Origin of the sequence: Mucilaginibacter sp. Mucisp86 (assembly GCF_047324315.1) — a bacterium.
Taxonomy (GTDB): domain Bacteria; phylum Bacteroidota; class Bacteroidia; order Sphingobacteriales; family Sphingobacteriaceae; genus Mucilaginibacter.
In genome coordinates this window covers 3,995,715-4,021,711 of sequence record NZ_CP168503.1, presented here as the reverse complement: position 1 = coordinate 4,021,711, position 25,997 = coordinate 3,995,715, and the positions used below count along the sequence as shown (strand labels likewise).

Here is a 25,997-nt window from a genome sequence, read left to right as displayed (position 1 = left end):
ATGGTTGTAATTAATCTATCAAAAATAGAAAATTTAACGGGCATACTTTTGCCTGCGTAAATAATGTTGAAAAATAGCACATATTAACACTAAAACCAGCGGTGCAATGGTATTAACCAGCTGCCAGTACATTTTTTCGCTGCGGATGCGCGCCCTGTCCAATAGGCGGATCTTGATTTCCTTGGTACGCAGGGCTATCAGTCCCGAATCGTCGGTCATGTAATCGGCTATGTTAAGGAGCAGGTTTTTATTGCCGTAGGTTTGATGTGTATAATGATCATAACCTAAGGGATAAGGCGAGCCATCGCTGCCTACCTGGTTCTTTAAAACATCACCATCGCTTATCACTATCATTTTAGTGGGCACACTTTGCTGCTGTATGGCAACCTGCTCTTTAAGTCCTTCGGGGAGCGGGCGGTTTTGCCAATCGCTTACAAAACTACCTTCCAGCAATACGCCGGTTATTTTAGGCGTGCTTTGAAACTCTTTGGGATTGGGCTCCTGCTCTAAAGCCTGTAATGATAATATATGCGGGGCGGTTAGCTTTTTATTATAAGGCGATGAAGTTAGCAGCACCGTTTTGTTTACGTTTTTGGTATCGAGGATATCGATGGTACTTGCAAACTCGCTGCTGATACCATCTAAATTTTTTACTACCGGATGCTTGCTTAAGGGTATAAAAACCGGGTAATACAGCCATGGCAGCATCTGGATCTGCGCCTGCCCGCCAACATTGCCTGTACTGATAGGAATCTGCGAGCAATTCATATCAGCTATCAAATCGTAATTGATACGAATACCATAACGGAAAAGCTGATCATCCAGATTAAGCTGTTTGGGGAAAGCGAGCTGCTCGCCACCATGCCCGCGAAGACTATCGAGCTCGGCGCTTACCTGGTCTATAGCCCATAGCACCCGGCCTCCGTGCATGATGTACTGGTCGAGTTTGAATTTCTCTACCTCGCTGAACTTTTGATCGGGCTTGGCTATCACCAGCAATTTGATCTTTTGCAGATCGGCAAAGGAAATGGCACTCAAATCAACCCGGCCTACCTGGAAACCTTCGGCAAGGGTTTTCATGGCGTCGTTCAGTTGCAGATCGGTTAGTTCGTGGTGCCCTTCGGTAAAACCAATTTGCGGTCGGCCTCCGTTATCGGCCTTCTTTATGGCTGATGAAAATGCATACTCCAGGTTTTGGATAGAGTTGTTCAGCACTTCATCTGGCGAAAGACCTATCCTGCTCAGCAGCAGCTTCACCGGGATATCTTTCCCATCTGCCGATACCAGCGCTGATGGAAATATCAGCTTTTGTGATACACCATTATCTGTTTTAACGCTCAGGTTTGTTGGTTCAACACCTTCGACAGCCATATTCTGGATCACCTCGTTCTGCTGATCGTTATTTAAACCCTTCAGCGGGTCGCGAAACTCAAACTGAATCTTGCCGTGACTGTAAGCCTGTAAATCGCTCAGCATATCACGCGTGGCGCTTTGCAGGCGTTTAAATCCGCCCGGCAGGTTATCGCCCTGTAAGTAAACTACCACTTTTACTTTCTTAGGCAAGTTATCCATAATTTGCCTGCTGATTGGCGATATGGTATAACGCTTTTCGGCAGTAAAATCAAAACGGGTAAAAGTAAATGATGATAGTATCCCCAGAAAAACCAAAACTCCCAACACACTGATCATCACAGTACCGCCCAAGCCCTTCTGGCGCTGTTTTGCCAGCAAAAAAAGGGTCAGCCATATAAATATACCAGTGGTGATGATGAAATAAACCAGATCGCGGGTATCCAATACACCACGGCTTACCGAATCATAGTGCTGGGTGATACCTAAATTTTGCAAACCCAGGTCCTGCAGGGATAACAGCTGGCTGATTGAATCAAAGCCACTGTAAAAAAAGAAACACAGGAAAACAGATATGGTAAAGGCAATGATCTGGTTTTTGGTGATAGATGAAGTGAACAAACCTATCCCCACAAATACAGCACCCAATAAAAACAAACCAATATATGAACCTATTACAGCCCCGGTATCAATATTGCCATGCGGCATCCCTAATGCATTTACCGAATAGTAATAAACCAGTGTGGGCAGTAAGGCAAAAAGAACTATTAATAAACAGGCAAGGTATTTACCCAGTACTATTTCCCAATCTTTTAAAGGGCGGGTAAACAACAGCTCAAAGGTCCCCTCCTTACGTTCTTCGGCAAGGGAGCGCATGGTTATGGCTGGGATCAGGAACATGAACAGGTAAGGTGCAGTGCTGAACAGGCTTTCGAGCCCGGCATAGCCATATTCCAGGATGCTTGAATCGGGGAATACCCATAAAAACAAGCCCAGCACCAATAAAAACACACCGATAGTAACATAGGCCACCAGCGAACTGAGGTAGGATATTATTTCTTTTTTAAGGATGCTCAGCACGTTATAATATATTGTGTTAAGCGCCGAAATTACAACAATATTGCGCCAAAGCAAAGTGCAACGTTTGGATATCGGATTTCGGAATTTCGATTTCGGATTTATTTCTATGGCAGGCTTAAGCGTCCTCCGCTTGAACCGAAACTCAGGCAAGCGTCCACGCTTACGTTAAAGCGTAGCTCAAGCGAAGGATGCTTGAATTTGCGGAGACGCTTGAACTTACAGACAATCCACAACACTATTGCAATCTGCCGCTTAGTGCCAGCTACTAACCCGGTGTCCGTCCGTTTCGGGAACCACCACCTGCGGCCAAAAACCGGACAGTTGCAAAACTCTAAAACCTATATTTATAAGTTACATTTAAACCCAGCTGACTGATAGGGTGATCATAATCGGTATTTTTATAACCACTTTCAAGCTGCAACCCAAAATCGAGCCCGTGATGAGGGCCAATTGGCACAACAGCCCCTGCCCCTCCTGCATAAATAAACGAGGTGCGAGCCCTGTTATTGATACTGAAAGCGCTGCCCGCTTCGGCATTTACATAAAAGTATTTTGTAAAGTAATATTTTAAGCCTGCAGTTACGGGCAGATAGGCATAAAGATCATGATAGCCATTATCGTAGAAAACGTTTGATGAGCCTGAATAGTTGGGGTTAAAATTTAAATATAAATACTGCGGGTTTGATTCGGTAAAAACCAAACCGGTGGCAGCTGTAAAGTGCAGGGTTTCGGTTATGGGTTTTTCCAGCTTAAGGTTAATGCTAAAACCGAGGTTTGTATTAAAGTCGGTGCCGTTATCCCTGCGGTAATCCATATTAAGCGGTACAATTATTTCAGAACCTGCGCTTAACGATGTTTGCTTGCCACGCTGTGCTTTAGCTGCAAATGAAAACACAATAAATAATAAAATTAGGAGGATGCAGATAGGTTTATCGGTCATATTATAAAGGTTGCAGGTGCTGTTTAACAATAATACGCCCTTCGGCAATATATCGCTACAAAAAACAAATATAATTACCTGCCAAACCTATAAGCAAGTCTGATAGCTGTTTGCTGTAAGGTATGGGCCGACCAACTCTCGTACCTCAGTCCTAATTCAAAATTACGGCTATCTGTGCCCGTAGGAATCATAATGGCCGGACCAAGGGAAAAGGCAAACAGCTTGCGCTCATCATAATTAAGTTCAATAGCACTACCCGCTTCGGCTTCCAAAAACACGCCCGAACCTACGTTATACCTTACCCCTGCTTTTAAGGGTACAAAAATATCGCCGCCCGAATGGCCATTGTTAAACGGAGAATCTTTACGAAAAAAACTACTGAACCCTGCCGTAAGCGTCAAACTTACCGGGCTTAGCACCGGCTGTTCTAACTTAAGCGATGCACCAACACCTACATTATACAGGCTTCGGGATGGGATACCAAACTCAACACCGGCACTAAAAACGGTAGACGGTTTAGGTACATCCTGGGCATAGATTTTAAAAGCAGGAAAAATAAGGAGCAGCAATAACAGTTTTTTCATACCGCGCCGAAGATACTATATTGATCTGCCTATAACGATGAAGATATTATTAAAAAAGGCCGTTCCCTTTTGGAAACGGCCCCCTATGCTAATTAAAATATTTAAAATTTGAATGCTACCCGCAGCGCTACCTGGCTTACAGTGCCATCGTGCGACCAGCCTTCGTAACGTACGCCAGCTTCCAGTCCACCGGCAAAGCTATAACCTACGCCCGGAGCGTAAGCAAATCCGGTACCGCCGCCACTTTCGGTGCTAAATACAGCGCCTAACTGACCTTCTGCAAAAAAGGCATCGTCAAAAAAGTATTTAATACCCGCTTTAACCGGAATAAATCCTTCGCCCGATTTGTTTAAAAAATCTTTAACCTCACTTTTATACAAAAAGCGGGTATAACCAGCCGAACCAGTTAAATACAAATGATCGGCAATAGGATGATCATACTTAAGTGATCCACCAATGGCAAAATTTGAAATGTTGTGCGTGTCGCCAACCGGTAAGCCGGCTTCAACACCTATACTAAATTTGCCTCCATCTGATGATGATTGTGCGTGGGCCGCTACGGCCATGAAGCCTAAAAAGGCTAATGATAAAAGTAGTTTTTTCATATAACAATAATGTAATAAAGGTTGGCAAGGCGGGGTACCTCCGCTTCGCCGGGTTTGCTTATATAGATGCAATAAACCGGCACTTCGTTACAAAAAATGTTAAAAAATATTAAATGGGTAATAGTTAGGTGTAATAATAACAAAAAACGATTATTTCACCACATCCTTTCGGGTATGAAGAATGACGTGTTTTTTAATTATTGGTTAGACTAATAAACACCTCCTCGAGCGACTTACCGCCATTGTTTTTCCGGAGCTGCTGCAGGGTATCGTTGGCTACAATAGTACCCTTATTAATGATGATCACCTGACTGCATACCGCTTCTACCTCCTGCATAATATGGGTTGACAGCACAATGGTTTTGGTTTTACCAAGGTCGAGGATCAGCTGGCGGATGCCGATCAGTTGGTTAGGATCGAGACCGGAGGTTGGCTCATCCAGTATCAGTACTTCGGGATCATGCAGCATGGCCTGCGCCAGTCCTACCCTTTGACGATAGCCTTTTGATAGCTGCCCAATCTTTTTATGCTGCTCGGGGCCGAGGCCTGTTTGTTCAATGATATCGGCAATACGTTTGGCAGGCTCATGAATTTTATGGATGCCTGCAACAAAACCCAACGATTCTTTAACATACATATCAGTGTACAATGGGTTGCTTTCAGGCAGGTAACCGATGCGGCGTTTAACCTCAAGAGGCTGCTTAGCCACGTCAAACCCACATACCGATGCCGTACCCGATGTTTGCGGAATAAAACCTGTAAGGATTTTCATGGTGGTTGATTTACCTGCACCGTTAGGGCCCAAAAAGCCCAATACACCGGGCTGCGCAGTAAAACTAATGCCATCAACAGCCTTTTGTACGCCGTAAACCTTGGTTAATGCCTCAACACTGATACTCATGGCTGTAAAAATATGCTTTAGATATGAGATGTGGGGTATTAGATATGAGATTTGAGACCTGAGATTTGAGATTTGGCGGATGTCGGGAAAAGAGTAGCACAGTGTTGATGGACGAAAGGTCGACATCTGTCCGTCCGTTCAGGGAGGTGAAAACCTGCGGACAGTCCCCGGGACTATTAGTCTACTAAAATTCATATGAATGTCATTCCGACAATTTTTTGCTACCACTGGACAACATATCGTTTGTAAAAAACGTATTACAATCGTGTAGCTTATAAAGCCTGTCCGCCTGCTGTCGGACTATGTGATTCCCCCGGACGGACGGACAGTACAGTTTTATAAATGCTGACTAAATAATAAAGGTGTTTTGCAGAGGCGCACCACATGTGTCTGTAATATGCAGGGATAACATGCAAGACAAAGCATAGAAGACCGCACGTGATGCGTCTCCGCATAAACTACCTTTCGAATACAACGGAGTCACTATCAGCTCCGAGTTGCCCTAATATGTCGCTGAGTTCAGCAACCATAGCGTCAGGGCCGCATATGTAAAAATGCTTTGAGAAATCTTTTATTTCGGCTTTCAGAAAATCAGCATCAATGCGCCGGTTATCATACATACTATCTTTTTGACCAGTAATAACGAAATGCGCGTTTGCACCAAGCATGCTTTTCAGCTCATCGCTCAAAATAATATCCTTATCAGTTTTGTTAGAAAATATAAGCCTGTTATCGCCTATTGCGCCATCCTTATTTAATTGCCTCAGTATAGCCAAAAATGGCGTAATACCTGCACCACCTGCAATAAAGTAACCGGCACCTTTGTATTCAATAGCACCCCAAACATCACGAATAATAAGCTCATCGCCTTCCTTAACCTTGCTTAGCTGGTTGGTTACACCATCGTGATCGGTATAGGTTTTAATCGTAAATTCAAGGTAATCATCATCGTTAAGGCAGGTAAAGGTGAAAGGACGTGTTTCCTCACGCCAACCCTCCTTATTGATTGATAACTCAGTAGCCTGCCCAGGTATAAAGCTATAACCGGCAGGTTTTTCAAGCCTGAATTGCCTCACATTGTGGGTAACGTATTTTGCAGAGAGTATTTTAACGATTTGTTCCATTTGTGATCGGTATCGTAGGCTTAATACAATAATAATGCAAAACAGCCAATAGTTTATAACTATTGGTAATAATTGTAAATGGTTTACAAATTATGAGAAACAGTTGACCGAATAACTGGATATTGAGACATTATATCCTGCAAAATCAATAAACCCCCAAATAACTATTGAGTGATAGTAGCAAGGAATTGTACGGTTTACAGAACCATGTGTATAGTTAAGGATTGTTAAACAAGCTCAATCAAGTAAAGAATCTGTCTTTAAATAACACCTGCCTTGCGTGTTTTTAGCAAAAATGATGTTTTTAGAAAATACCCCTCCAATAGCTAATATTTATATATTGCTTTGAAAGGAAGCGGATGCTGCCGATCTGTAGAAGATGTGGAGATACACGATTTCGGATGTGGGTGTCCGTCCGTCCGGGGGAACGGATATGGGCGAACAAAAGCGGACAAGCTTTATTCAAGATTATAACCCGACATACAAATATAAAGAAATTTCTTTAATTTAAAGAATCAATCACAACATTGGGTGTCCGTCCGTCCAAAGATGCCTATCCCCTGGACGGACGGACACCCTGCCATCCAGGCAATTCCGAAATCAAACTCATTTGTGTCCCATCAGGGTCTCTCGTAGATTTAAGTTAACCCACAAAATTCACCAATCTGAAAGTTCAACAGTAGGCACCTACGGAGCCAAAAAAAGCCTTCTTTTAATGCTATAAACACGTGGCCCCGCTGGGGCCGGCAAGGTTTTACAAGGTAATCAGGTATTAATTGAGATGCTTAAGGACAGATGCACCAGAGGTGCAAAAGGTTTGTAGCATAAAAAGTATAGAAATACCCTTTGCCCCCTCTGGGCAAAACAGAACGCCTTGCTGATTAAACGGCAAAACAATTTTGTGGGCTAACTTAAACTCGTAGAGGCCCCTGATGTTCTGCTGTAACGGCAGACTATTATATAACGTGCGAAAAGCAGGCGTACCTGCTTGGTGAAGCCATCAGGGTCCTCTGCGATAGACCCTGATGGAACGTTAAATCAAACTAAATCCGAAATCGAAATTCCCAATTCCGAAATCAAAAATTATCTTTGCAGCTATTATGAGCAAATCAACCGACGAACTTTTTAAAAATGTTATATCGCACGCCAAAGAATATGGCTTTGTTTTCCCTTCCAGCGAGATTTATGATGGCTTAAGTGCAGTTTATGATTACGGCCAAAACGGTGCCGAACTCAAAAACAACATCAAAACTTACTGGTGGAAAGCTATGGTGCAAATGAATGATAACATTGTGGGTATCGATTCGGCCATATTTATGCACCCTAAGATCTGGAAAGCAAGCGGTCACGTTGATGGCTTCAGCGATCCGATGATCGATAATAAAGACTCAAAAAAACGCTACCGCGCCGATCAGTTACTGGAAGATAAAATAGCCAAATACGATAACGAAGGCAAAACCGATAAGGCAGAAAAACTACAGCACGATATGGATGAGGCCCTTAAAGCCGAAGACCTGCCGCGCCTGCGCGATCTGATCATTGAGCACGAAATTGCCTGCCCTGTAAGCGGTACCCGCAACTGGACAGAAGTGCGCCAGTTTAACCTCATGTTCAGCACCCAGATGGGCGCTGTTGCTGATGATGCAGATACTATCTACCTGCGTCCCGAAACTGCTCAGGGTATCTTCGTAAACTACTTAAACGTGCAAAAATCGGGCAGGATGAAAATCCCTTTCGGTATTGCGCAAATTGGTAAGGCTTTCCGTAACGAGGTTATTGCCCGTCAGTTCATTATCCGTATGCGCGAGTTTGAACAAATGGAGATGCAATTCTTCGTTCGCCCCGGCACTCAAAAAGAATGGTTTGACCAGTGGAAGGAAGCCCGCTTAAAATGGCACCTTGCTTTGGGTACCGATGCCGCAAAATATCGCTACCATGAGCACACCAAACTGGCTCATTACGCCGATGCTGCTTATGATATTGAGTTTGAATTTCCGTTTGGCTTTAAAGAGGTTGAAGGCATCCACAGCCGTACCAATTTCGACCTGAGCCAGCACCAGGAGTTCTCAGGCAAAAAAATGCAATACTTTGACCCGGAGGTTGATCCTGAAACAGGTAAACCATACGGTAACTATATCCCTTACGTAATTGAAACATCAATAGGTTTAGACAGGATGTTCCTGCTTACCATGATCAACGCTTACGAAGAGGAAGACCTGAGCACCGAAGAGAAACAAGACAGCCGTACCGTGTTACGCCTGCACCCTTGCCTGGCACCGGTGAAAGCTGCTATTTTCCCGCTTACTAAAAAAGATGGTCTGCCGGAGAAAGCCCGCGAGATCATGGATAAACTGAAGCTTGATTTCAATATCCAGTACGAGGAAAAAGATGCCATCGGTAAACGCTACCGCCGTCAGGATGCCATAGGTACGCCTTTCTGCATCACTGTAGATCATCAGACATTAGAAGATAATACCGTAACCATCCGCCACCGCGACAGCATGGCCCAGGAGCGCGTAGCTGCCGATCAGTTGGATAAGATCATTGGCGATCTGGTGAGCTGGAGGAATGTGTTGAGTTAATATTGATGAATTGACGGTTTAATTAATATAGTGTAACTTGAGGATATGAAATTATTAGGCATTTACCTATACGATTACCAACAATTTAAGAACTTCGAGCTTGATTTTACCTACCCTGCCGGGCATGAAAAAGCCGGACAGGCCTTGGATAAGGTTTGTTTTATTGGGAGGAATGGGACAGGTAAAACAACTCTACTTACCTTAATTTATCATAACATACACTTATTACTTGCTAATTCAGGCATCAGTGTAATTTTTAAAATTGAGCTACAAGGAACTAAATTATACGTATTGAAATCAACTGTAGATCATTACTGTGTATTTAATGAAAACATAATCGGTATTAATAATTGGAAAAAGAAATATTTCGATAATCCATTAAAATTCGTAAAAGATTATTCTTTATTTAAATATAACAATACAGATGAAGTTCTTTCTAAAATACCCTTTGCTAAAAACTCATCTGACTTATTAATTTATGTCCCTTCTGAAAGTGATCACAACGCCTATTCTCAAATTAATGATGTTCCGCAAACATCGTTAAATGAAGCAATAAAACTTTTCGATTTATTTCCTTATGCACATCTGATATCAAACGATTCAATAAAAAATTTCTGGAACGTATTAACCTACCAAGTTAAAAAACGAGAAAATGATTTACGCGAATTTCAAAACCTTGATATAAATCTCGATAAAACAGTGAGGGAGGTACAGGAGGAATTTGAAAAAAACAACCCTAAAATACTTGATGAAATCGCCATTCTCTGGGACCGCATATTAAATAAGGCAAATTTAGAATTCGACAGCAAAAATGCCAGTAATCCAGTACAATTAAACGACAATTTAAAAGCATATATAAATATAAAAGGTGGGGGCCAACGGATTGGCTACAATCAGTTAAGCAACGGGATCAGAAATTTTATTTTCAGATTAGGGCATATATACTCCTTGTATTTTAACAGGGATATTCAAAACGGATTTCTTTTAATAGATGAACCCGAAAATAATCTGTATCCTGATTTTTTATACGGTTTGATAGAAACATATTTGGGCTTTATTAAAAATACTCAATTTTTTGTAGCCACTCATAGTCCCATTATTGCAGCTCAGTTTGAGTCTTACGAACGAATTATCTTAGATTTTAACGATGATGGAACCGTATATACCCGTACAGGAGAAACACCAATAGGTGATGATCCTAACGATTTATTGGTAAAAGATTTCAATGTGCGCAGCCTATTAGGCAAGGAAGGTATCAAAAAATGGGAGCGTTATATCGAACTCAAAAGAATAATACCTAAAGTTGCTGATGATCAGGAAAAAAGCCGGTTATTAGATGAATTTATGCAAATAGGTAACGATTACAACTTCTCTGGCAATGAGGTATTTTAGGAAGGAAAATACTTCGGCTATTGTTTCCGGGAACCTTAGTTACGAAAATGTTTCTGACAGAAATAAAATCCGCAAAGCATTAATAAAAGAACAAAGCGGGTTTTGTGCCTACTCTGAACGCTACATAAAACATACTGATAGCGTTGATATCGAGCATTTCGATCCCCGTGAAAAGAATACTACCAATGACGGCTATTATAACTGGTACGCTACCTTACATTGGCTAAATAGTCACAAACCCAAATTCATCGAACCGTTTCTGCCTATATTAATCCCTTACGATATTGATATAAAAGATAGAATAAAATACGAAGACGGCATTTTCGTTCCATTAAATGCTGATGATATCGAGGCACAAAATCTCATTGATTTTTTAGGCGTAAACAAAGCCGAAGTATACTCTGATCGCGCTAAGCATATTAATAGGATAAGAACGTTAAAAGCCCTATGCGCCGATAACGATTTGTTTCTCCGTAAAATGATAGAAGATCAGGACAATTTAAGTTTTGCAACTGCTCTTGAAAGTGTTTTTGAATTAGATGTTGATGATTTGATTGAAAAATCTTTAGCGTTATAAGTCGCATGTTCCCCCCGTCCACTCCCCGTCCAAAACTACCCTTACTCCCCTATCTGGACGGACACCCCAATCCAATCCACCTAAAAACTGCTTAATTATCAGCAACGCAAACAATTGCCTGTCTTGTTCCTTATCGCTTACAAAGTCCTGCTCACATGCCTGCTGTTAAAGAATATCCCTTTTACCTAAAAAGTACCGTTATACTTTTCGGGTTAATTTTATTGGTTTATGTGTTTGCCCAACTGGCAGATGTTATGATCCCCCTGGCGTTTGCCGCGTTTATAGCTATTTTACTTAACCCGGTAAGTAACTGGCTGGAAGAACGGAAGGTGCCCAAGATATTAGCCATATGTTTAGCTATGCTGCTTGGGGCTGTTTTGTTAGCTGGGCTGTTCTATTTCCTCTCTACCCAGATCATCCAGTTCGGCGACTCGCTGCCCATGCTTAAAAAGAAATTTGGTGAACTGTTTATTACCTTTAAAGATTGGGTTGCCACCACCTTCAACTATCCCGTTCAAAAGCAGGACCAGCTTATTAAAGATGCCATGGATAACAGCCAGGCGATGGTTGGGCGTACGCTGGGTAACGTGCTAAGCACATTCGGCCTGTTGTTTGTTTTACCCGTGTATATATTCCTGATTTTGTTTTATAAAGTACTGATCCTTAATTTCCTGTTCGAGGTTTTTTCTGAAGAGAACTCCAAACAGGTTGCCGAGGTGCTGAAAGAAACCAAATCGGCCATACAAAGCTATATACAAGGTTTATTGATCGAGATGCTTATAGTAGCCATCATGAACTCGGCAGCATTAGTGTTGTTAGGCGTTAAGTATGGCATTCTGATAGGCGTAATAGGCGCTATCCTTAACCTGTTGCCTTACATTGGAGGTATCATAGCCATAGCCCTGCCCGTGTTAATGGCAACGGTAACTAAGGATGGCTACAGCACACAATTAGGGGTGATCGTCGCCTACCTGGTGATCCAGTTTATTGATAACAATATCCTTGTGCCGCGCATTGTATCATCAAAAGTGCAGATCAATGCGTTAATATCCATCGTAGTAGTATTACTGGGCAACATGCTCTGGGGCCTGTCGGGCATGTTCCTGTCCATCCCTTTTGTAGCGGTACTCAAAATCATTTTCGACAGGATTGATACCCTCAAACCATGGGGCAAACTCCTGGGCGATACCGTACCCACCAAACCCAAAGGCCCCGGCTGGAGCAGGACGAGGAAGAAAGCCGTGCTGCCGGAGGAATAGTTCATTGGTTCATTGGTTCATTGGTTCATTGGTTCATTGGTTCAACAGGGCGCAGACCTGTCTTAATATAAATGCAAAAGGCCCGAAATAAAATTCCGAGCCTTTTTTATCTTCAATAGATTCATCACCATAAAAGACCAATGAACTAATGAACAAGTGAACTAATGAACCTTAATGCATCACCGGGTTATCGCCATTATGCAGTGTACCGTTGATGTATAGTGTTTGGTTTACCTTTTTAGGATCGCCCTGGTATACCCATACAATGTTGTTGATGTACTTGCGGAAGGCGTTGCTCACGTCATCTGCAGTTAGTTTCTTTACGTCATCAACCATGGTTAACGAACGTTTCCAGTTATCATGCAATACTTCGTTGGCTGCTATTGAGGATGCCTGTGCGCTGTTGGTTTCGTTTTTATAGTAGAAACCGGTAAGGTAGGTAACCTTCATGTCGGCTACATCATCGGCTTTAAAGCCCTCACGTTTAATTTTGTCAACCAGTTTATCAAATACGGCAATGTATTTATCAGGTTCGGTGGTAGATACCGAGAAACGGGCAGTTGACGTTTGACCGGCGCTGAACCATGCCTGCGGCGCGTATGATAGGCCGTTGTTGGTACGTACCTCTAAAAAGTGCATGTTCGAGAAAATGCGCATAGCTACGTTAAAGGCGTTAAAATCGGGCGTACCTGCAGCAGGGCCGCTGGCAATACCTTCTACATAATTGGTAGCCAGGTCACGTTTTTCAACATTGATGCTGTTTTTGTCGGCCCTGAAAGTTGATTTCTTGAAGGCAAAAGCCGGGCCTTGTTTAATACCGCTCAGCATAGCTTTTACTTTGCTTTCGATAGCAGCCTGATCCAAATCGGCAACCACAACAATCACCAGGCGCGATTTAGTTAGTATCGACTGATAATAAGCCTTGGTTTCGGCAGGGGTTAAGGCAGTAACAATAGCTACGGTTCCGCTTGGGTCTTTAGCGTAGTTGGTGCCGGCAAATGCAACCTTATCGGCATACTTATCAATAGCATTATCAGGCTGTGAATCTTCCTGCTTAATGTTGTTAATGGCATCCTGCTTAATACGGGCAAACTCTTTTTCGTCAAATTTAGGCTGGGTTATAGCCTCAACATATAAAGGCCAAACCACATCAAAATCGCCTTTAATACAGTTCATGCGCACTACCGAGTAGTTTTTGTTGCTGCTGCCGTATACAGTGGCGCTTACCTTATCCAGCTCATCTTTAAAGCTGTTTTTATCGTGCTTTAAGGTGCCGCACTCAGTAAGGGCACTCATCGCCAGCGATTCGATACCTGCTTTTGTAGCCGGGTAGTTTTGTACGCCACCCTTTATAATGGTTTGGATCTCCACAATATCATTACCGCTTGGCTGTACAATAACCTTTACGCCATCTACCGTGGTTTCATAGGCCTGTTTTTGCGCCTTTGCTGTATTTCCTATAGCCGCTGCTACCAGCAGGGCAATTATATATTTTTTCATCATGATGAGGTAGTTTTAAATTACTTGGCTGCAAAAAATGAAGCCGCGTTTACTGTTTTATTTAACTCAGGCGCTATGATCAAACCGGCAGCGTATGGCTTGCCAATGATGTAAGTTTCCAGGTACTTTTTAATATCGGCACGGGTAACTTTCTGATAGTTTGCATCCAGATCGGTATAAAAGTTAAACGAGGTACTGCACCACTGGTAGCTGATCTGGCTTGGTAATGATGACGGTTTTTCTTTAGCGTGGATGTCGTTACGGTGCAGGATAGCTTTAGCCGTAGCCATTTGCTCGTCGGTAAAGTAATCATCTTTGTTCCACATGCTTACCTGGTTCATGAGTTCGGTATAGCATTCTTTAAGCTTATTAGGGTTAGGTACCACAAAAATATCAATAGGGCCTACATAACGGCTTGTGGTGTAGTTTACATAAACACCACTGGCCAAACCTTTATCAACCAATGCCTGCTGTAGTTTTGATGAGTTTAAACCCACAATGGTCGAAAACACATCGGCAGTAACCGTACCGGCAGAATCTGTTGGGTATGAAGGGCCCTGCCAGGTAAACTCCATGTATGGTGTTTGGGCAATGGTAGCTTCCTTAACAAAATACTCGGGCTTGGTTAAAGGCTTAAATGCAGGGATAGGGAACTTGGTTTGCGGATCGAAACCACTGTTGGCCCAATCGCCAAAAATGCTTTCGGCAAGGGCAAAGGCATTGTCATGCTTAACATCACCGCAAATGGTAAGCAAGCTGTTATTAGGGAAATAATATTTATCCTTAATAATCATCATTTTTTCGGGCGTAGCCGTGTTGATCACTTCGTGGATACCGATAGGGTTTTTACGGGTGATAAGATCGCCCCAAAGCTTTTGCTGCATACCATACCAAAGCTGGAAACCCGGATCGCTTTCGGCACGCTGAAACTCGCCGTCAACCACAGGGCGCTCCTTCTTCATATCCTCCTCGCGGTAAATAGGGAAACGGATGGCAGCATTCATGAACTTTAAACCTGCTTTAAGACTATCCCTGTCAAAAGTAAAGAAGTAGTTTACGCGCTCGGTATTGGTGGTACCATTCCAGATAGCGCCAAGCTCCTGCGTGCGTTTTAAAAACTTCTCTTGTGTTGGATAGTCCTTATTGGCTTTAAAAAACATGTGCTCAAACAGGTGCGACAGGCCGCTATACTCCGGGCCCTCGGTATAAGCGCCGTTTTTAACAGCTATTTCGATGGTGGTTAAAGGCACTTTGCTGTTTTCAATCACCAGCACATCCAGCCCGTTTGGTAATGTTTTAAGGAAGTAGCCTTCGGGCAGCCTCACCTGGGCAGTAGCCAGGCAGGCACTAAATACCGCGGCTACGCTTAATGCAAAAAATTTGATAAAATTTCGGTTCATATATTTACAATATTTTTAACACTATAAATATATCGGTATAATCTCAAACAAATGAATGATTTAACCGCTTACCCCCAATTTTTTAACACCAAATTAAGCCTGTGGTGATTTTGGCACATTTGCAAACCGGCAATTAAATACCGGCTTTAATACTATTATAAGGCAGGCCCATATCATGTGCGGCGTATTGGGTAAGCACACTATCTTTTATGGTGATATAGTCGCCGGCCTGGCTTACATGCAGTTTTTCTATGCCATCGCGATTGTCGATGAGAGGTATAGTGCGCGATACTACAGTACCGGCGGTATCCAGCTCAATAATATAAGTTTCCTTTTTACCGCCAGCCATATCAGTAAAAGGCACAATAACGGTATGGTTATTATCATCAATAAACCTGCCTATGATATTTTTCCCATCCAGGTCGGCAGGGTTTAAGCCCAGCAGGTATTTAGCTTTCTCTGCCGATAAACCTATAATATTCAACCTCACAATATTACCATCAGCATCCTTAGTGGTATCCTGTATGGTAACTTTATCGCCCTGCGGATATTTAGCTACGGCGTAAAAGGTATTAGCGCCAGTACTTTTATCATTATGGCCCGGCAGTAAAAAGTTAAGTTGCAGGTTGCTGAGCTTGGCGCTGTCGGCTTTAATTTGTGAGGTGATGCTCAGCAGCTCGGCCCATTTAAGCCTGCCGTCTATTTTAACTGTAAGACTGGTAGCGGTATCTGATTTGGTAACCCTTGATATGGTATAATGCGGCACGTTCTTTTTAGTGCAGCTAAAAGCTACAAGCATGATTATAAAGCAGGGAAAGATATTCTTGATCATGCGGCAAAGTTAAACCGTTGATTTGAATTTAATGCTGGTGATTTTTGATTACGTTGATTTCGCTGATTATCTGTGGTTGGTTTTGAACACTGATTTTTAGGATTGAAGGATTACCCCAGTAGATTGCCCAAACCAAACTTACGAAGTTTTAAAAACTTCGTAAGTTTTCCTTATTCTACTTAACATAATGCCTTTCGCCTTTCGCCTTTCGCCTTTCGCCTTTCGCCTTTCGCCTTTCGCCTTTCGCCTTTCGCCTTTCGCCTTTCGCCTTTCGCCTTTCGCCTTTCGCCTTTCGCCTTTCGCCTTTCGCCTTTCGCCTTTCGCCTTTCGCCTTTCGCCTTTCGCCTTAGAGACTCACTCCCAGCCTTATCGCTGATTTTGCCTCATTGCCTCCGTGATATGATACGCCGTACATGAGCCTGATATTGAGATATTGCAGGCCGAAGCCCAGTTCCATGTAGTTTTTAAGCGTAGGTGTGTACAGGTAATTTACATCCACAATCTCCTGCAATTTAAACTTGCGGATCAGCGGGAGCTTGTTGGTGATAAAGCCCGAAAAGTTGTGTTCAAAATGCCCTTCAATGTATTTATCAGGTGTGCTAAAATCATAATAATCCAGCAGCAGGAAGCGGTTTAACCTTGGTTTATATGATAATACCTCGTTGCCTGCAAAGTGAAAATAATCGGGAAAGTAAACGCTTTTGGCATTCAGAAATTTACCTGCACCTATAAAAAACGAACTGCTGCCATAAAAGCCCATGCTAATATCTGCTTTGGAGATATCAGCGCTGATCTTGTCATAGTTAACATCCGAGCCTAATACCTTACTGATGCCTTTGGTATAGTTTAGGCTGATGGTTGGATATTTTGATGGCAAATAACGCCTGCCCGAGGGATAGGTTTCATACCGGTTGCTGAAATCATAACTGGCCTGCAGGTTCACTGTGAGCGACTGGTTTTCGGAAAACAGGAGTGTATTATGATCAGGATCAAGCGGATTATTTGAATCAAACTGGTGGTCTTCAGTGTCAAAAATACTGAATGAGGCTGTGTTTAACAGGGCTTTACGGTTAGCCCATTCAACCGAGGCACCGCCTCGTAAACCACCCGTTACCCTGCCCGAAAGCGATGCCAATGCAAACTGCTTTTGATATAGCTTTTTAAAGTTTTGCTGGGAAAGCAAGCTATGAACCGTATTCACCAAGGTCGACATCGGGGCCTGGTTATTCAAATCAACCACATCCGATCCTCCGCTTAAACCCAACGTAAACCGCTGAATCATAGGTATGGCAACACCAGCCGAGCCGTTCAACAAATGATTGGCGAAACCATAGCGTACCTTACCATTCAACATAAAATAGCGGTTATTAACCGTATCAATCAGCTTGCTGTATGATGCGCCGTAGTCGAAAGCCAGGCCCTCTACCGTGTTATAAAGCAGCGAGCCGATGATCGGGTCGTAATGAAAATACTCCTTTTTATAGCGGTTGCGGGTATTGATGCCGGTGAAGAGCAGGTTTACCGGTTTAAATTTATTGTTGGCTTTATCAAGCGAGTCGAGGTATTCTTTCGATTCTCGCTTTTTGGCGAGTTTATCTTTATTGGTGTAATCGGTAACCTCTTCGGCAGTAAGCGGTATAGGGCGGGCCTGGTTCCAGTAAGCCGAATCTTTGCTGATGCCTTTGGTGATCCGGAGCACTTCGTTAAAATCAGCCTTATTTAAATCGGGATCAAGGCTGTAATTTTTATATATCGAGATAAAATACCCGCCCAGCTTAAAGCCAAACAAGCCTCCTGTAAATTCAAATTTAACAGATGATGTCATCCATACCTTTTCACTCACCGGGAAAAATTGCTGGTTAACTTTAAGCGTATCAACAAAATTAATATTAGCCTTTTTGGTGATGTAAAGTTGCAAACCATAAATACGCCAGCTATCATCCAAAATATAAATATATCCTTCAAAACATGGATCATGCGCCCGTTTGGGTATCACCTGGATCTTGTTGATGGTTTCACCATTCTCCACCGAAGTACCGATGTACTTATAGTTATAATAAAACAGGGCATTATCGGCAACCGGCGATACCAGCGGGCGGTTACTCATGCCCTGCCAGGTTTCGTAGTTCTGGTAAAAGTTAACCGCCATATCCGACGCCCGGTTAAAACTGAAGGCCCTGTTGCGGCCGGATACTTTTGATGATACCTGCTCCTCATGCACCTTATCGGGCCTGATAAAACTATATTTCGACTCCGATTCGGAAAGGTATACTATCCCTCTGCGGCTTGAGTCAAGCCCGGCTTCGCTGGTAGCCTTTTGCACATCAAAGCCCATAAAGGTTTTAGGGGCTGCCAAAAGCTTTTGCAGGCCTTTAATGTATATATCACAGGTATAGGCCTTTACTTCATTAAGATAGGTTTTACGTTTTTTTATAGCCTTGCGCATAATGGCGTAGGCGGGGTCTTCGCCTCCGGCGTGTACAGTGACATCCTTAAGCTGGTAAGTTTCGGTTTGCAGGCTGATATTGATTATCTGATTGGCGGCAAGGTCGACAACCCGGCTTTTCTGGGCATAGCCAACCGCCTTATATTGAATTTGGTATCTACCACTATTTAAATGCAGCAGGTACGCTCCCTCGCTGTTGGCCGACACTCCGGTAGTAGTGTTTTTTATAAATACAGATGCGAAAGGAACGGGCTTGCCATCTTCACTGGTTATTTTACCACTAATGCTAAACTGCTGGGCGTATGAGAAAAAATTAAGAAATAAAAATAGCGCTGTTAAGGCTTGCTTCATTTAGCAGAGATGTTTACCGCGCTAAGATGAAACTTATTAATTGATTGTTACAGCGTTAAATTGTTAAATAATGTAAAAAAGGCACCTGGTTAGGATGCCTTTTTCTTTGATATTTCTTTATTGCCAAGAGGTGCATGAACCTTGTTTTTGATATTCCAGTCCTTAATATCAACCAAACCAGGTTTTGTTTGATAATGCAATTTGCTTTTAGGGCACCTTACAATAAACTTACCCTTAACCTGTGTTATAACAGGCCTTTCTCCGCATTCTTTGCAGGGTTCACAAAAAATATTGGGTTGTATCGCTATAAATTTTTCCATAGTAAATCATTCGAACATAGTACGTTTAATTAATTATGGGGGCCACTTTCGGTAGTACAAAGTAAGCGATTTTTAGCTTGAGAAAATTTATTTTTCGCTCCAATGAACGAAATGAACAACGCAGATGCGTTTTATTTTATCAAACCCAGCAACTCATCATCGCTAATGATCGGTATGTTAAGTTTATTAGCTTTTTCCAGCTTTGCCGGGCCCATATTATCGCCTGCAACAAGGTAATTAAGCTTAGCCGAAATGCTGCTCAATATCTTGCCACCGTTTTGCTCAATAATATCTTTCAGCTCATCGCGCGAGAATTTTTCGAATGTACCGGAGATAATAAAGTTCATCCCGGCAAGCTTTTCGCTGGCCAATACAACTTCCTTTTCTTCGGCAATAAACTGCAGGCCCTGCTCCCTTAATTTTTGTATTTCCTGCCGGTGAATATCACCTGCAAAATACTCGGTAATGCTCTGGGCTATTCTTTCACCTATCTCTTCGGCGGCCGTCAATTCTTCAACAGAGGCTGCCATCAGCTTATCTATCGATTTAAAATGGAAGGCAAGCTTGCGGGCAACGGTTTCGCCTACATAACGGATGCCTAAGCCGAACAGCACTTTCTCGAAAGGCATTTTCTTAGATGCCTCGATACCTTCCAGCATGTTATTGATGGATTTTTCGCCAAAGCGGCCCATCTGCTTTAATTCGGCAGCATGGGTATGCAACTCATAAATATCGCTGATATGACTGATGAACCCTTTGTTGTATAAAGTTTCAATAGTTTCGTCACCCAAACCATCAATATTCATGGCCTTCCTGCCAATGAAATGCTGCATCTTGCCAACAATCTGCGGCGGGCAGCCTTCATCATTAGGGCAGTAAAATGCGGCTTCGCCTTCCTTGCGTTCAAGCGGGGTATCGCAAGCCGGGCAGGTGGTGCGGTAAACAACAGGCACTGCATCTGCTTTCCGTTTTTCGGGGTTTACGCTGATGATCTTAGGGATGATCTCGCCGCCTTTTTCAACAAAAACGGTATCCCCTTCATGCAAATCCAAACGGATGATCTCGTTGGCATTATGCAGCGTGGCGCGTTTAACCGTGGTGCCTGCAAGCAGCACCGGCTTTAAATTAGCAACCGGCGTAACGGCGCCCGTACGGCCAACCTGGTAACTTACTTCAAGCAGTTCGGTCTCTACCCTTTCGGCTTTAAATTTATAAGAGATAGCCCAGCGCGGCGATTTGGCAGTAAAGCCAAGCTCCTGCTGTTGCGAGTAATTATTTACTTTAATAACAATGCCATCAATATCATAACTCAGGTTAAAACGTTCCTTATCCCATTTACCAATAAAATCCAACACACAATTAATATCCGGGCAAAGCTCGCTATGTTCATTAGTATGGAAACCCCAGGTTTTAACTGCCTGCAGGCTTTCCCAGTGGGTTTTAAACAATGGTTTTTCGGTGTACAGAAAATACAGGAAGCAATCCAGGGGGCGCTTAGCTACCTCTGCTGAGTCCTGCATTTTTACCGTGCCTGAGGCAAAATTACGTGGATTGGCATATGGCACTTCGCCGTTTTCAATACGCTCGTTATTTAGCCTGTCAAAAGCTTTACGGTGCATGAATACTTCGCCACGAATGTCGAAATAGGCAGGATATCCCTCGCCTTCATGTAAGCGCTTGGGTATGGTATGGATGGTTTTAATATTGGTGGTTACCTCATCGCCCTGTACACCATCGCCGCGGGTAACGCCGCGAACCAGTTTGCCGTCCTCGTAGGTAAGGCTCATACTCAAACCATCAAATTTAAGCTCGCATACGTACTCAAAATTATCACCAATGGCCTTGCGGATGCGCTGGTCAAAATCAAGCAGTTCCTGTTCGTTATAAGTGTTCCCTAATGATAGCATCGGCCAGCGGTGCCTAACGGTTACAAACTCCTTCGTAATATCTCCCCCTACCTTTTGTGTTGGCGAATCAGGATCGGCAAATTCAGGGTATTCCTTCTCGAGCTTGTTAAGGTGTTCCAGTTTTTTATCAAAATCAAAATCAGAAATGGTTGGCATAGCCAGCACATAGTAGTTGTAATTGTGCTGTTTAAGTTCGGCGGTTAATGCCTCTATTTGTTTTTTTGCTTCAGCTGATGACATAGGTACGAAGGTAATAATTTAGTTTATTGGTTTGTTTTGGTTGGATTAATATAGAATGGAACAGGCTTTTTTACAATGAGATTTTTTAACTCAGGTATTGCTGGTGAAACCAACGACTACAGGCTGGAAGAATCAGCAGTGTCCGCTGCTGTCCTCAACTATCCTTTACCCGGAAACGGACGGACAGGCCAGTCCCACCCTTTGATATTTCATATTATAATATGAATAAAATAAATATGATAAATCCCTTTCATAAACGCGTTACTCATGTTAGCTTTATCTCACCAAAAACTACATCGAATGAAAACACTAAAATTGCTGATCCTTTCCGTATGGCTGATGCCTTTCCTGGCAACGGCCCAAACCAAACCACACCATGCTGCAAAGGCGCACCACATGCCCGTACGCGGCATTACTTACGACGACTTTAAAAGCTCGGTAGCCGACTTTGCCGACACCAGCAGCAAAAAAGCACTTGCCGATTCGGCCTGGTTGCTCTGGAAAACTGAGAAATGGGATGCGCTTGAAAAATTTTTCACTGCAAACAATCTTAACGGTGGCTGGCCTCCAAATCGCGGCGCAGTAAACCTGATCATCATTACCCTTAAAAAAGGTGTGCTTATTGACCGTTATGGCGGTTATACCGATGCTTCGGGTGCTTTTCAAGATAAAGGTACCTTTGTATCGCCAAAAGGTGTACCTTTCCCTATGCGCGCTTTGCCGGATAATACCCTTAGCAAGCCATATAAAATTTACAAGATCCTGAAACCTATCCCTAAAGTACGTGAAGGCAAGATCATCCCATGGTTTGGCAAACCCGGTTTAGGTATCCAGTATGAAGTACCATACCCTATCAATGATCTTAAACAACAAGGTTATATAGAAGAAGAAAAACAATAAAATAAAATATCGCTTATTTATAATGTCGGCTTGATGGTAAGGCTTTATGCAGCCATTAAACCGGCATTTGTTTTTAATATACTTTTTATGATCAAAAAATACGAGATAGCAAGAGCACTGCTGTTTGATAATACCGATGATACCTTGTTCGCCAAAACCTTTAACCTGCCTCAAGGTGAGGTAAAGTTTGATGATTTTGCCAATAATAACTTCGAAAAATTAGCTGATGTTATCGGCACCAACGATTTTAAAAGCATTGTTGAAACCGCGGGTTTTAAAACAGACGGCGGCTTTTTGAACCTATATCAAGGCAGCGACAGGCTCAGGCTTTACTATGCCCAAAAAGGCAATACTGTGTATGTTTTTGCCTTCGGCGAGTTCCAACCCCAACGGTATAAGGTTTATCTTGAAGGGGTTTGGATATTATAATACCCAACCCACATAAACAAAAATCCCCGCCGGCATGGCAGGGATTTTTGTTTATGTGCATTTAATTAATGATCGGTGGTTGAGGTCTCGCTTGTAACACTCATAGGGAAGGTTACACCGCCTGGTACCTGTGGACTATCTTTTATAGCTACACTGCCGTCGATGCTTTGTTTAACCTTTGAACTTGAGATCCAGCCGGTAGCCCTGTCGACAACAACATCCGACACCATGGTGCCCTTCATGTTATACTTCATTGGCAAATTACTAACTATCTTATAATCGGCTGTATTATCAGTTTCTATGGTGGCATTTCCGTGGATCACAAAGCTTTTCGGCGTTATATCCATCAACTGATAAACCGAAACCATTTTTGCGCTCATTGCTCCCTGCAAGTTGTTATTTATTGTCCACTTATCATTTTTTGAAACCGGCACCTCCGGCAGGACGGACATAGCCATTTCAAGATTGCTCTTAAGCGCCCCTGAACCAAACGACTGGCTCAACTGGTTTTTTAACTGTTCTTTCTTTTCGGCCGGAACTTCTTTAAAACCATCTATCATGGATGTGATCATACTTTCGGCGTTCTCTATCGACCTGATCCTGCCGCTTTTGGTTAGGGTTGCCGTAAACGGTTTATTGGTTATACCCGACATTATCCTGGCCATAATATTGGTAGTATCTTTATCATCAGAATTAAAAGCTACATTACCGTTAGGCAACTGCATTTGCATGCCAACTTTAGTATAGTTAACTTCCATGTAGTAAAGGGAATCATCGGCATTTAATACCTTGAACGATATTTTACCATTGATGGTCATATCAATACTATTTAGCTGCCCGTTTATGGTTTGCTTAACAACAGAGTGAGCTGTGGTAGCCAGGTAATAAGTATTGCCTTTTATTAGTTTTAAAACCGGTTTTACCTTTTGGGCATAGCTTGCGGCTGATAGGATAACCAGCACAACGGCGAACAAAATTTTCTTCATGGCCTAAGATAGATAAGCGCTAAATATATTATAATATTTTTCTCAAAAAACTAAAAATTCCTAACAATTATTTGAAATTAATTTCGTTAACTTTATACTACACACGACTCTTTGTTTTTTTGACACACCTAATAACGAAAGGAGAGGTTTTCATGTTACAGCAGATAGCATTTATGCCGCAGCACCAGTTTCATGTGCTTATCAATTTTGCCGGGGAAGATGAACGTATTGTAGCCGTTTTACCCAATGAAGCAGGAAAATTCCGCGTGGTTGACCAGGGTAAAATAATTGCCGAACTTAAATTAAATGAAGGCTGTTGTACCTGCTACAAAGGTAAGCTCAGAAAAAATGTCATGGCTCAACTTGAGCATCAGATAAAAATTCATTACGCGTAAGCTGTTGATAAAAAGATTTTGATAGTTCATGGGAAATAAACTCATGGTTCATAGTCCATGAGTTTATCCCCGTGGACTATCAATTAATTTCCGCTGGTTTTGGCCAGCATGGCTTCCCTTATGAACTTAACCGGAGCGCTGCCGTAGCTCAAAAACTTTTCGTTAAACTCTTTCAGCTTATACTTATCGCCCATTTTTATCTTATAGGCATCCCTTAAATCAATGATCTCTTTGTAACCCGTGTAATAACTGGTAAGCTGAACACTGGTTACACTAACACGTTTCCATTTGCCATCAGCCTCGGCTTGTTGCTGGAAAGCTTCGCGGGTTAGCAGTTTAATAGCTTCATCTTTGGTCATGCTACCGCTGTGCACACTGTAATCTAAAATGGTATTACATACCGAACGCAGGTTCCATTTGTACCACATCAGCATCATTTCGGGCTCGTTATTGCCAAAACCGTTCTCCAGCATCATTTGCTCGGTGTATACTGCCCAGCCTTCGGCCATAGCACCATTGCCAAATACAGCTTTGATAATGCTTGGTGCTTTGTTGGAGTAAACGCCCTGCACATAATGACCGGGCACGGCCTCATGAATGCTCAGGATCTGCAGAATATAATTATTGTATTCGCGCAGGTAACTTTCGGCCTTTTCCTTGCTCCAGCCGGCCAGGCTACCTACATTATAGTACGAATTGCCATTTTTATCATAAGGGCCGGGGCCGCTCATGGATGCGCCCGCTACACCTGCCATATAACCGGGCTCCTTACGGATGATCAATGGTTTTGACGGATCGAGCGTTAACAGGTCTTTAGCCTTAACAAAAGCATTAAGCTTAGGTATGATCTGCTCAATTGACGATTGAAATTCTTCGGGCTTAACGTGTTTTGTTGATATGGTATCTATCAGCTGGCTTATCATTTGCAAGCTATCGGCCGGTGCAGCCTGTTTACCAAAGTATTTCTGCCAAAGCTGTTTGCTGATCTTGGCCATTTCACGGTGAATATATTTCTTACGTTCAACGGCAGCATTGTAAATTTTCTCGGCAGTGTTGGTGGCTACAATTTCGTATTTAAACTTATCCTCATATAAATCCTTACCCAGCCTGAAACTTCTTGGATGATCGTTTTTCAACGCTTTAAGCCAGTCGGTATAAGCTTTAATGGCAACAACGCTTTGAGCTGCCCTATCGGTCATTAATTTTTGCTCGGCTTTAGGGATATTGGTTTTCTTAAGCGAATCGGCAAAGTCCTTTTCTATCACATCAAGCCCACCCAGGTTTTGCTCAATAGCCAAACTGGTAAGCTCCACCACCGGATTTTTGATCTGCTTTTGGGCATCTTTATAGTATTGCGGAATAAACGACATACGCTGATAAAAATGGCGCAGGCGTTTAGGCAAAGGCTCATAATGCTCATTCAAAATATAAGCGAAAGTGCCGATAACATTGTATGACGATGGGTCCCACTCGTACTGTTTTAACTGGCGCACCTGCCATTGCAGGTATTCAAGCTGGTTTTGCAGGATCTTGTAATCTATCTTATTAGCTTCAGACAGGGTATTCACTTCAAAACGGCTCAATGAATCAACCTGGTATTTGGCAAAGGTTACCAGTTTATCACGGCTTTGTTCGTTAGGAAGTACCATTAGGCTATCATATTTATGATACCCTGCCGATGTAGCCCAATCTGGGTTTAGCTTCCAGAAATTATCCAGGAACGTATTCTCATATTTAATGAACGCCTCATCATCTTTACCCAGTAGCGGCCCCGTACCGCTGCCCCCATCTTTTTTACAGCCCGTAAAGGCTACTATAAACAAAACAACGGCAAGTGCTAATTTTAAGAATATATTTCTGATCACAATTGATGGATTTTACAATGAAGTATAAACTT

The 25,997-nt window shown here is 42.7% G+C and carries 21 protein-coding genes; 7 read left to right on the top strand and 14 right to left on the bottom strand.

All coding sequences use genetic code 11. The features are described from left to right. Positions 1–33: 33 nt before the first annotated feature. The 6 genes from gldG to ACEN9X_RS17070 all read right to left on the bottom strand — a co-directional run bounded on the left by gldG (position 34) and on the right by ACEN9X_RS17070 (position 6,584). On the bottom strand, positions 34–2,430 hold the full coding sequence (gene gldG, locus ACEN9X_RS17095) for a gliding motility-associated ABC transporter substrate-binding protein GldG (protein WP_413666282.1): 2,397 nt from the start codon (positions 2,428–2,430) through the stop codon (positions 34–36). 331 nt (positions 2,431–2,761) lie between these two features. Continuing rightward, positions 2,762–3,370: a hypothetical protein gene (locus tag ACEN9X_RS17090; protein WP_413666281.1), complete on the bottom strand. Its 609-nt coding sequence runs from the start codon at positions 3,368–3,370 to the stop codon at positions 2,762–2,764. Between the two features lie 74 nt (positions 3,371–3,444). Next, a complete protein-coding gene (locus ACEN9X_RS17085; RefSeq protein WP_413666280.1) occupies positions 3,445–3,954 on the bottom strand; it encodes a hypothetical protein in 510 nt (169 codons plus the stop codon). Between the two features lie 101 nt (positions 3,955–4,055). Further along, entirely contained in the window at positions 4,056–4,559 is a 504-nt protein-coding gene (locus tag ACEN9X_RS17080) for an outer membrane beta-barrel protein (RefSeq protein ID WP_413666279.1), read from the bottom strand. A gap of 193 nt (positions 4,560–4,752) precedes the next feature. Next, positions 4,753–5,460, bottom strand: a complete 708-nt coding sequence (locus ACEN9X_RS17075; protein ID WP_091213445.1) for an ATP-binding cassette domain-containing protein — start codon at positions 5,458–5,460, stop codon at positions 4,753–4,755. A gap of 458 nt (positions 5,461–5,918) precedes the next feature. Beyond that, entirely contained in the window at positions 5,919–6,584 is a 666-nt protein-coding gene (locus tag ACEN9X_RS17070; protein WP_413666278.1) for an FAD-binding oxidoreductase, read from the bottom strand. 1,100 nt (positions 6,585–7,684) lie between these two features. On the opposite strand from ACEN9X_RS17070, the gene ACEN9X_RS17065 reads away from it, so the two are divergent. From ACEN9X_RS17065 to ACEN9X_RS17050, 4 genes are all read left to right on the top strand, one after another. After that, positions 7,685–9,166 carry a glycine--tRNA ligase gene (locus tag ACEN9X_RS17065; RefSeq protein WP_413666277.1) on the top strand — a complete coding sequence of 494 codons (1,482 nt, stop codon included), beginning with the start codon at positions 7,685–7,687 and terminating at the stop codon, positions 9,164–9,166. Positions 9,167–9,211: 45 nt separating this feature from the next. Beyond that, on the top strand, positions 9,212–10,558 hold the full coding sequence (locus ACEN9X_RS17060; RefSeq protein WP_413666276.1) for an AAA family ATPase: 1,347 nt from the start codon (positions 9,212–9,214) through the stop codon (positions 10,556–10,558). Then, positions 10,545–11,135 carry a hypothetical protein gene (locus ACEN9X_RS17055; RefSeq protein ID WP_413666275.1) on the top strand — a complete coding sequence of 197 codons (591 nt, stop codon included), beginning with the start codon at positions 10,545–10,547 and terminating at the stop codon, positions 11,133–11,135. The genes ACEN9X_RS17060 and ACEN9X_RS17055 overlap by 14 nt, the downstream gene beginning before the upstream one ends. A 155-nt stretch (positions 11,136–11,290) precedes the next feature. Next, entirely contained in the window at positions 11,291–12,394 is a 1,104-nt protein-coding gene (locus tag ACEN9X_RS17050; RefSeq protein WP_413666274.1) for an AI-2E family transporter, read from the top strand. 171 nt (positions 12,395–12,565) lie between these two features. Here ACEN9X_RS17050 and ACEN9X_RS17045 read toward each other — a convergent pair whose 3' ends face one another. From ACEN9X_RS17045 to ligA, 6 genes are all read right to left on the bottom strand, one after another. After that, complete coding sequence (locus tag ACEN9X_RS17045; RefSeq protein ID WP_413666273.1) at positions 12,566–13,894, bottom strand: M16 family metallopeptidase; 1,329 nt, start codon at positions 13,892–13,894, stop codon at positions 12,566–12,568. Positions 13,895–13,914: 20 nt separating this feature from the next. Continuing rightward, complete coding sequence (locus ACEN9X_RS17040; protein ID WP_413666272.1) at positions 13,915–15,294, bottom strand: M16 family metallopeptidase; 1,380 nt, start codon at positions 15,292–15,294, stop codon at positions 13,915–13,917. Positions 15,295–15,427: 133 nt separating this feature from the next. After that, positions 15,428–16,126: a hypothetical protein gene (locus tag ACEN9X_RS17035; protein ID WP_413666271.1), complete on the bottom strand. Its 699-nt coding sequence runs from the start codon at positions 16,124–16,126 to the stop codon at positions 15,428–15,430. 346 nt (positions 16,127–16,472) lie between these two features. Then, entirely contained in the window at positions 16,473–18,923 is a 2,451-nt protein-coding gene (locus ACEN9X_RS17030) for a DUF5686 and carboxypeptidase regulatory-like domain-containing protein (protein ID WP_413666270.1), read from the bottom strand. A gap of 89 nt (positions 18,924–19,012) precedes the next feature. Further along, a complete protein-coding gene (locus ACEN9X_RS17025) occupies positions 19,013–19,243 on the bottom strand; it encodes a hypothetical protein (protein ID WP_413666269.1) in 231 nt (76 codons plus the stop codon). A gap of 131 nt (positions 19,244–19,374) precedes the next feature. Continuing rightward, the gene (gene ligA / locus ACEN9X_RS17020) at positions 19,375–21,390 is read right to left on the bottom strand and encodes an NAD-dependent DNA ligase LigA (protein ID WP_413666268.1); all 2,016 of its coding nucleotides are present in this window, start codon (positions 21,388–21,390) and stop codon (positions 19,375–19,377) included. A gap of 300 nt (positions 21,391–21,690) precedes the next feature. Here ligA and ACEN9X_RS17015 point away from each other — a divergent pair, with 300 nt between their 5' ends. Together ACEN9X_RS17015 and ACEN9X_RS17010 are read left to right on the top strand one after the other, a co-directional pair. Then, positions 21,691–22,290: a TNT domain-containing protein gene (locus ACEN9X_RS17015; protein WP_413666267.1), complete on the top strand. Its 600-nt coding sequence runs from the start codon at positions 21,691–21,693 to the stop codon at positions 22,288–22,290. Between the two features lie 87 nt (positions 22,291–22,377). Beyond that, on the top strand, positions 22,378–22,719 hold the full coding sequence (locus ACEN9X_RS17010; RefSeq protein ID WP_413666266.1) for a hypothetical protein: 342 nt from the start codon (positions 22,378–22,380) through the stop codon (positions 22,717–22,719). 65 nt (positions 22,720–22,784) lie between these two features. Here the strand turns inward: ACEN9X_RS17010 and ACEN9X_RS17005 are convergent, their stop codons facing one another. Continuing rightward, positions 22,785–23,705 carry a DUF6263 family protein gene (locus tag ACEN9X_RS17005; protein ID WP_413666265.1) on the bottom strand — a complete coding sequence of 307 codons (921 nt, stop codon included), beginning with the start codon at positions 23,703–23,705 and terminating at the stop codon, positions 22,785–22,787. 152 nt (positions 23,706–23,857) lie between these two features. On the opposite strand from ACEN9X_RS17005, the gene ACEN9X_RS17000 reads away from it, so the two are divergent. Further along, on the top strand, positions 23,858–24,100 hold the full coding sequence (locus ACEN9X_RS17000) for a hypothetical protein (protein WP_091213400.1): 243 nt from the start codon (positions 23,858–23,860) through the stop codon (positions 24,098–24,100). 83 nt (positions 24,101–24,183) lie between these two features. Here the strand turns inward: ACEN9X_RS17000 and ACEN9X_RS16995 are convergent, their stop codons facing one another. Continuing rightward, positions 24,184–25,965 (bottom strand): DUF885 domain-containing protein, encoded by a 1,782-nt coding sequence (locus ACEN9X_RS16995; RefSeq protein WP_413666264.1) that lies wholly within the window; start codon positions 25,963–25,965, stop codon positions 24,184–24,186. Positions 25,966–25,997 lie beyond the last annotated feature (32 nt).

Coding starts and splice junctions, on each gene's coding strand:
- ACEN9X_RS17090 (WP_413666281.1), bottom strand. CDS start 3,370: ATGACCGATAAACCTATCTGCATCCTCCTAATTTTATTATTTATTGTG.
- ACEN9X_RS17085 (WP_413666280.1), bottom strand. CDS start 3,954: ATGAAAAAACTGTTATTGCTGCTCCTTATTTTTCCTGCTTTTAAAATC.
- ACEN9X_RS17080 (WP_413666279.1), bottom strand. CDS start 4,559: ATGAAAAAACTACTTTTATCATTAGCCTTTTTAGGCTTCATGGCCGTA.
- ACEN9X_RS17075 (WP_091213445.1), bottom strand. CDS start 5,460: ATGAGTATCAGTGTTGAGGCATTAACCAAGGTTTACGGCGTACAAAAG.
- ACEN9X_RS17070 (WP_413666278.1), bottom strand. CDS start 6,584: ATGGAACAAATCGTTAAAATACTCTCTGCAAAATACGTTACCCACAAT.
- ACEN9X_RS17065 (WP_413666277.1), top strand. CDS start 7,685: ATGAGCAAATCAACCGACGAACTTTTTAAAAATGTTATATCGCACGCC.
- ACEN9X_RS17060 (WP_413666276.1), top strand. CDS start 9,212: ATGAAATTATTAGGCATTTACCTATACGATTACCAACAATTTAAGAAC.
- ACEN9X_RS17055 (WP_413666275.1), top strand. CDS start 10,545: ATGAGGTATTTTAGGAAGGAAAATACTTCGGCTATTGTTTCCGGGAAC.
- ACEN9X_RS17050 (WP_413666274.1), top strand. CDS start 11,291: ATGCCTGCTGTTAAAGAATATCCCTTTTACCTAAAAAGTACCGTTATA.
- ACEN9X_RS17045 (WP_413666273.1), bottom strand. CDS start 13,894: ATGAAAAAATATATAATTGCCCTGCTGGTAGCAGCGGCTATAGGAAAT.
- ACEN9X_RS17040 (WP_413666272.1), bottom strand. CDS start 15,294: ATGAACCGAAATTTTATCAAATTTTTTGCATTAAGCGTAGCCGCGGTA.
- ACEN9X_RS17035 (WP_413666271.1), bottom strand. CDS start 16,126: ATGATCAAGAATATCTTTCCCTGCTTTATAATCATGCTTGTAGCTTTT.
- ACEN9X_RS17030 (WP_413666270.1), bottom strand. CDS start 18,923: ATGAAGCAAGCCTTAACAGCGCTATTTTTATTTCTTAATTTTTTCTCA.
- ACEN9X_RS17025 (WP_413666269.1), bottom strand. CDS start 19,243: ATGGAAAAATTTATAGCGATACAACCCAATATTTTTTGTGAACCCTGC.
- ligA (WP_413666268.1), bottom strand. CDS start 21,390: ATGTCATCAGCTGAAGCAAAAAAACAAATAGAGGCATTAACCGCCGAA.
- ACEN9X_RS17015 (WP_413666267.1), top strand. CDS start 21,691: ATGAAAACACTAAAATTGCTGATCCTTTCCGTATGGCTGATGCCTTTC.
- ACEN9X_RS17010 (WP_413666266.1), top strand. CDS start 22,378: ATGATCAAAAAATACGAGATAGCAAGAGCACTGCTGTTTGATAATACC.
- ACEN9X_RS17005 (WP_413666265.1), bottom strand. CDS start 23,705: ATGAAGAAAATTTTGTTCGCCGTTGTGCTGGTTATCCTATCAGCCGCA.
- ACEN9X_RS17000 (WP_091213400.1), top strand. CDS start 23,858: ATGTTACAGCAGATAGCATTTATGCCGCAGCACCAGTTTCATGTGCTT.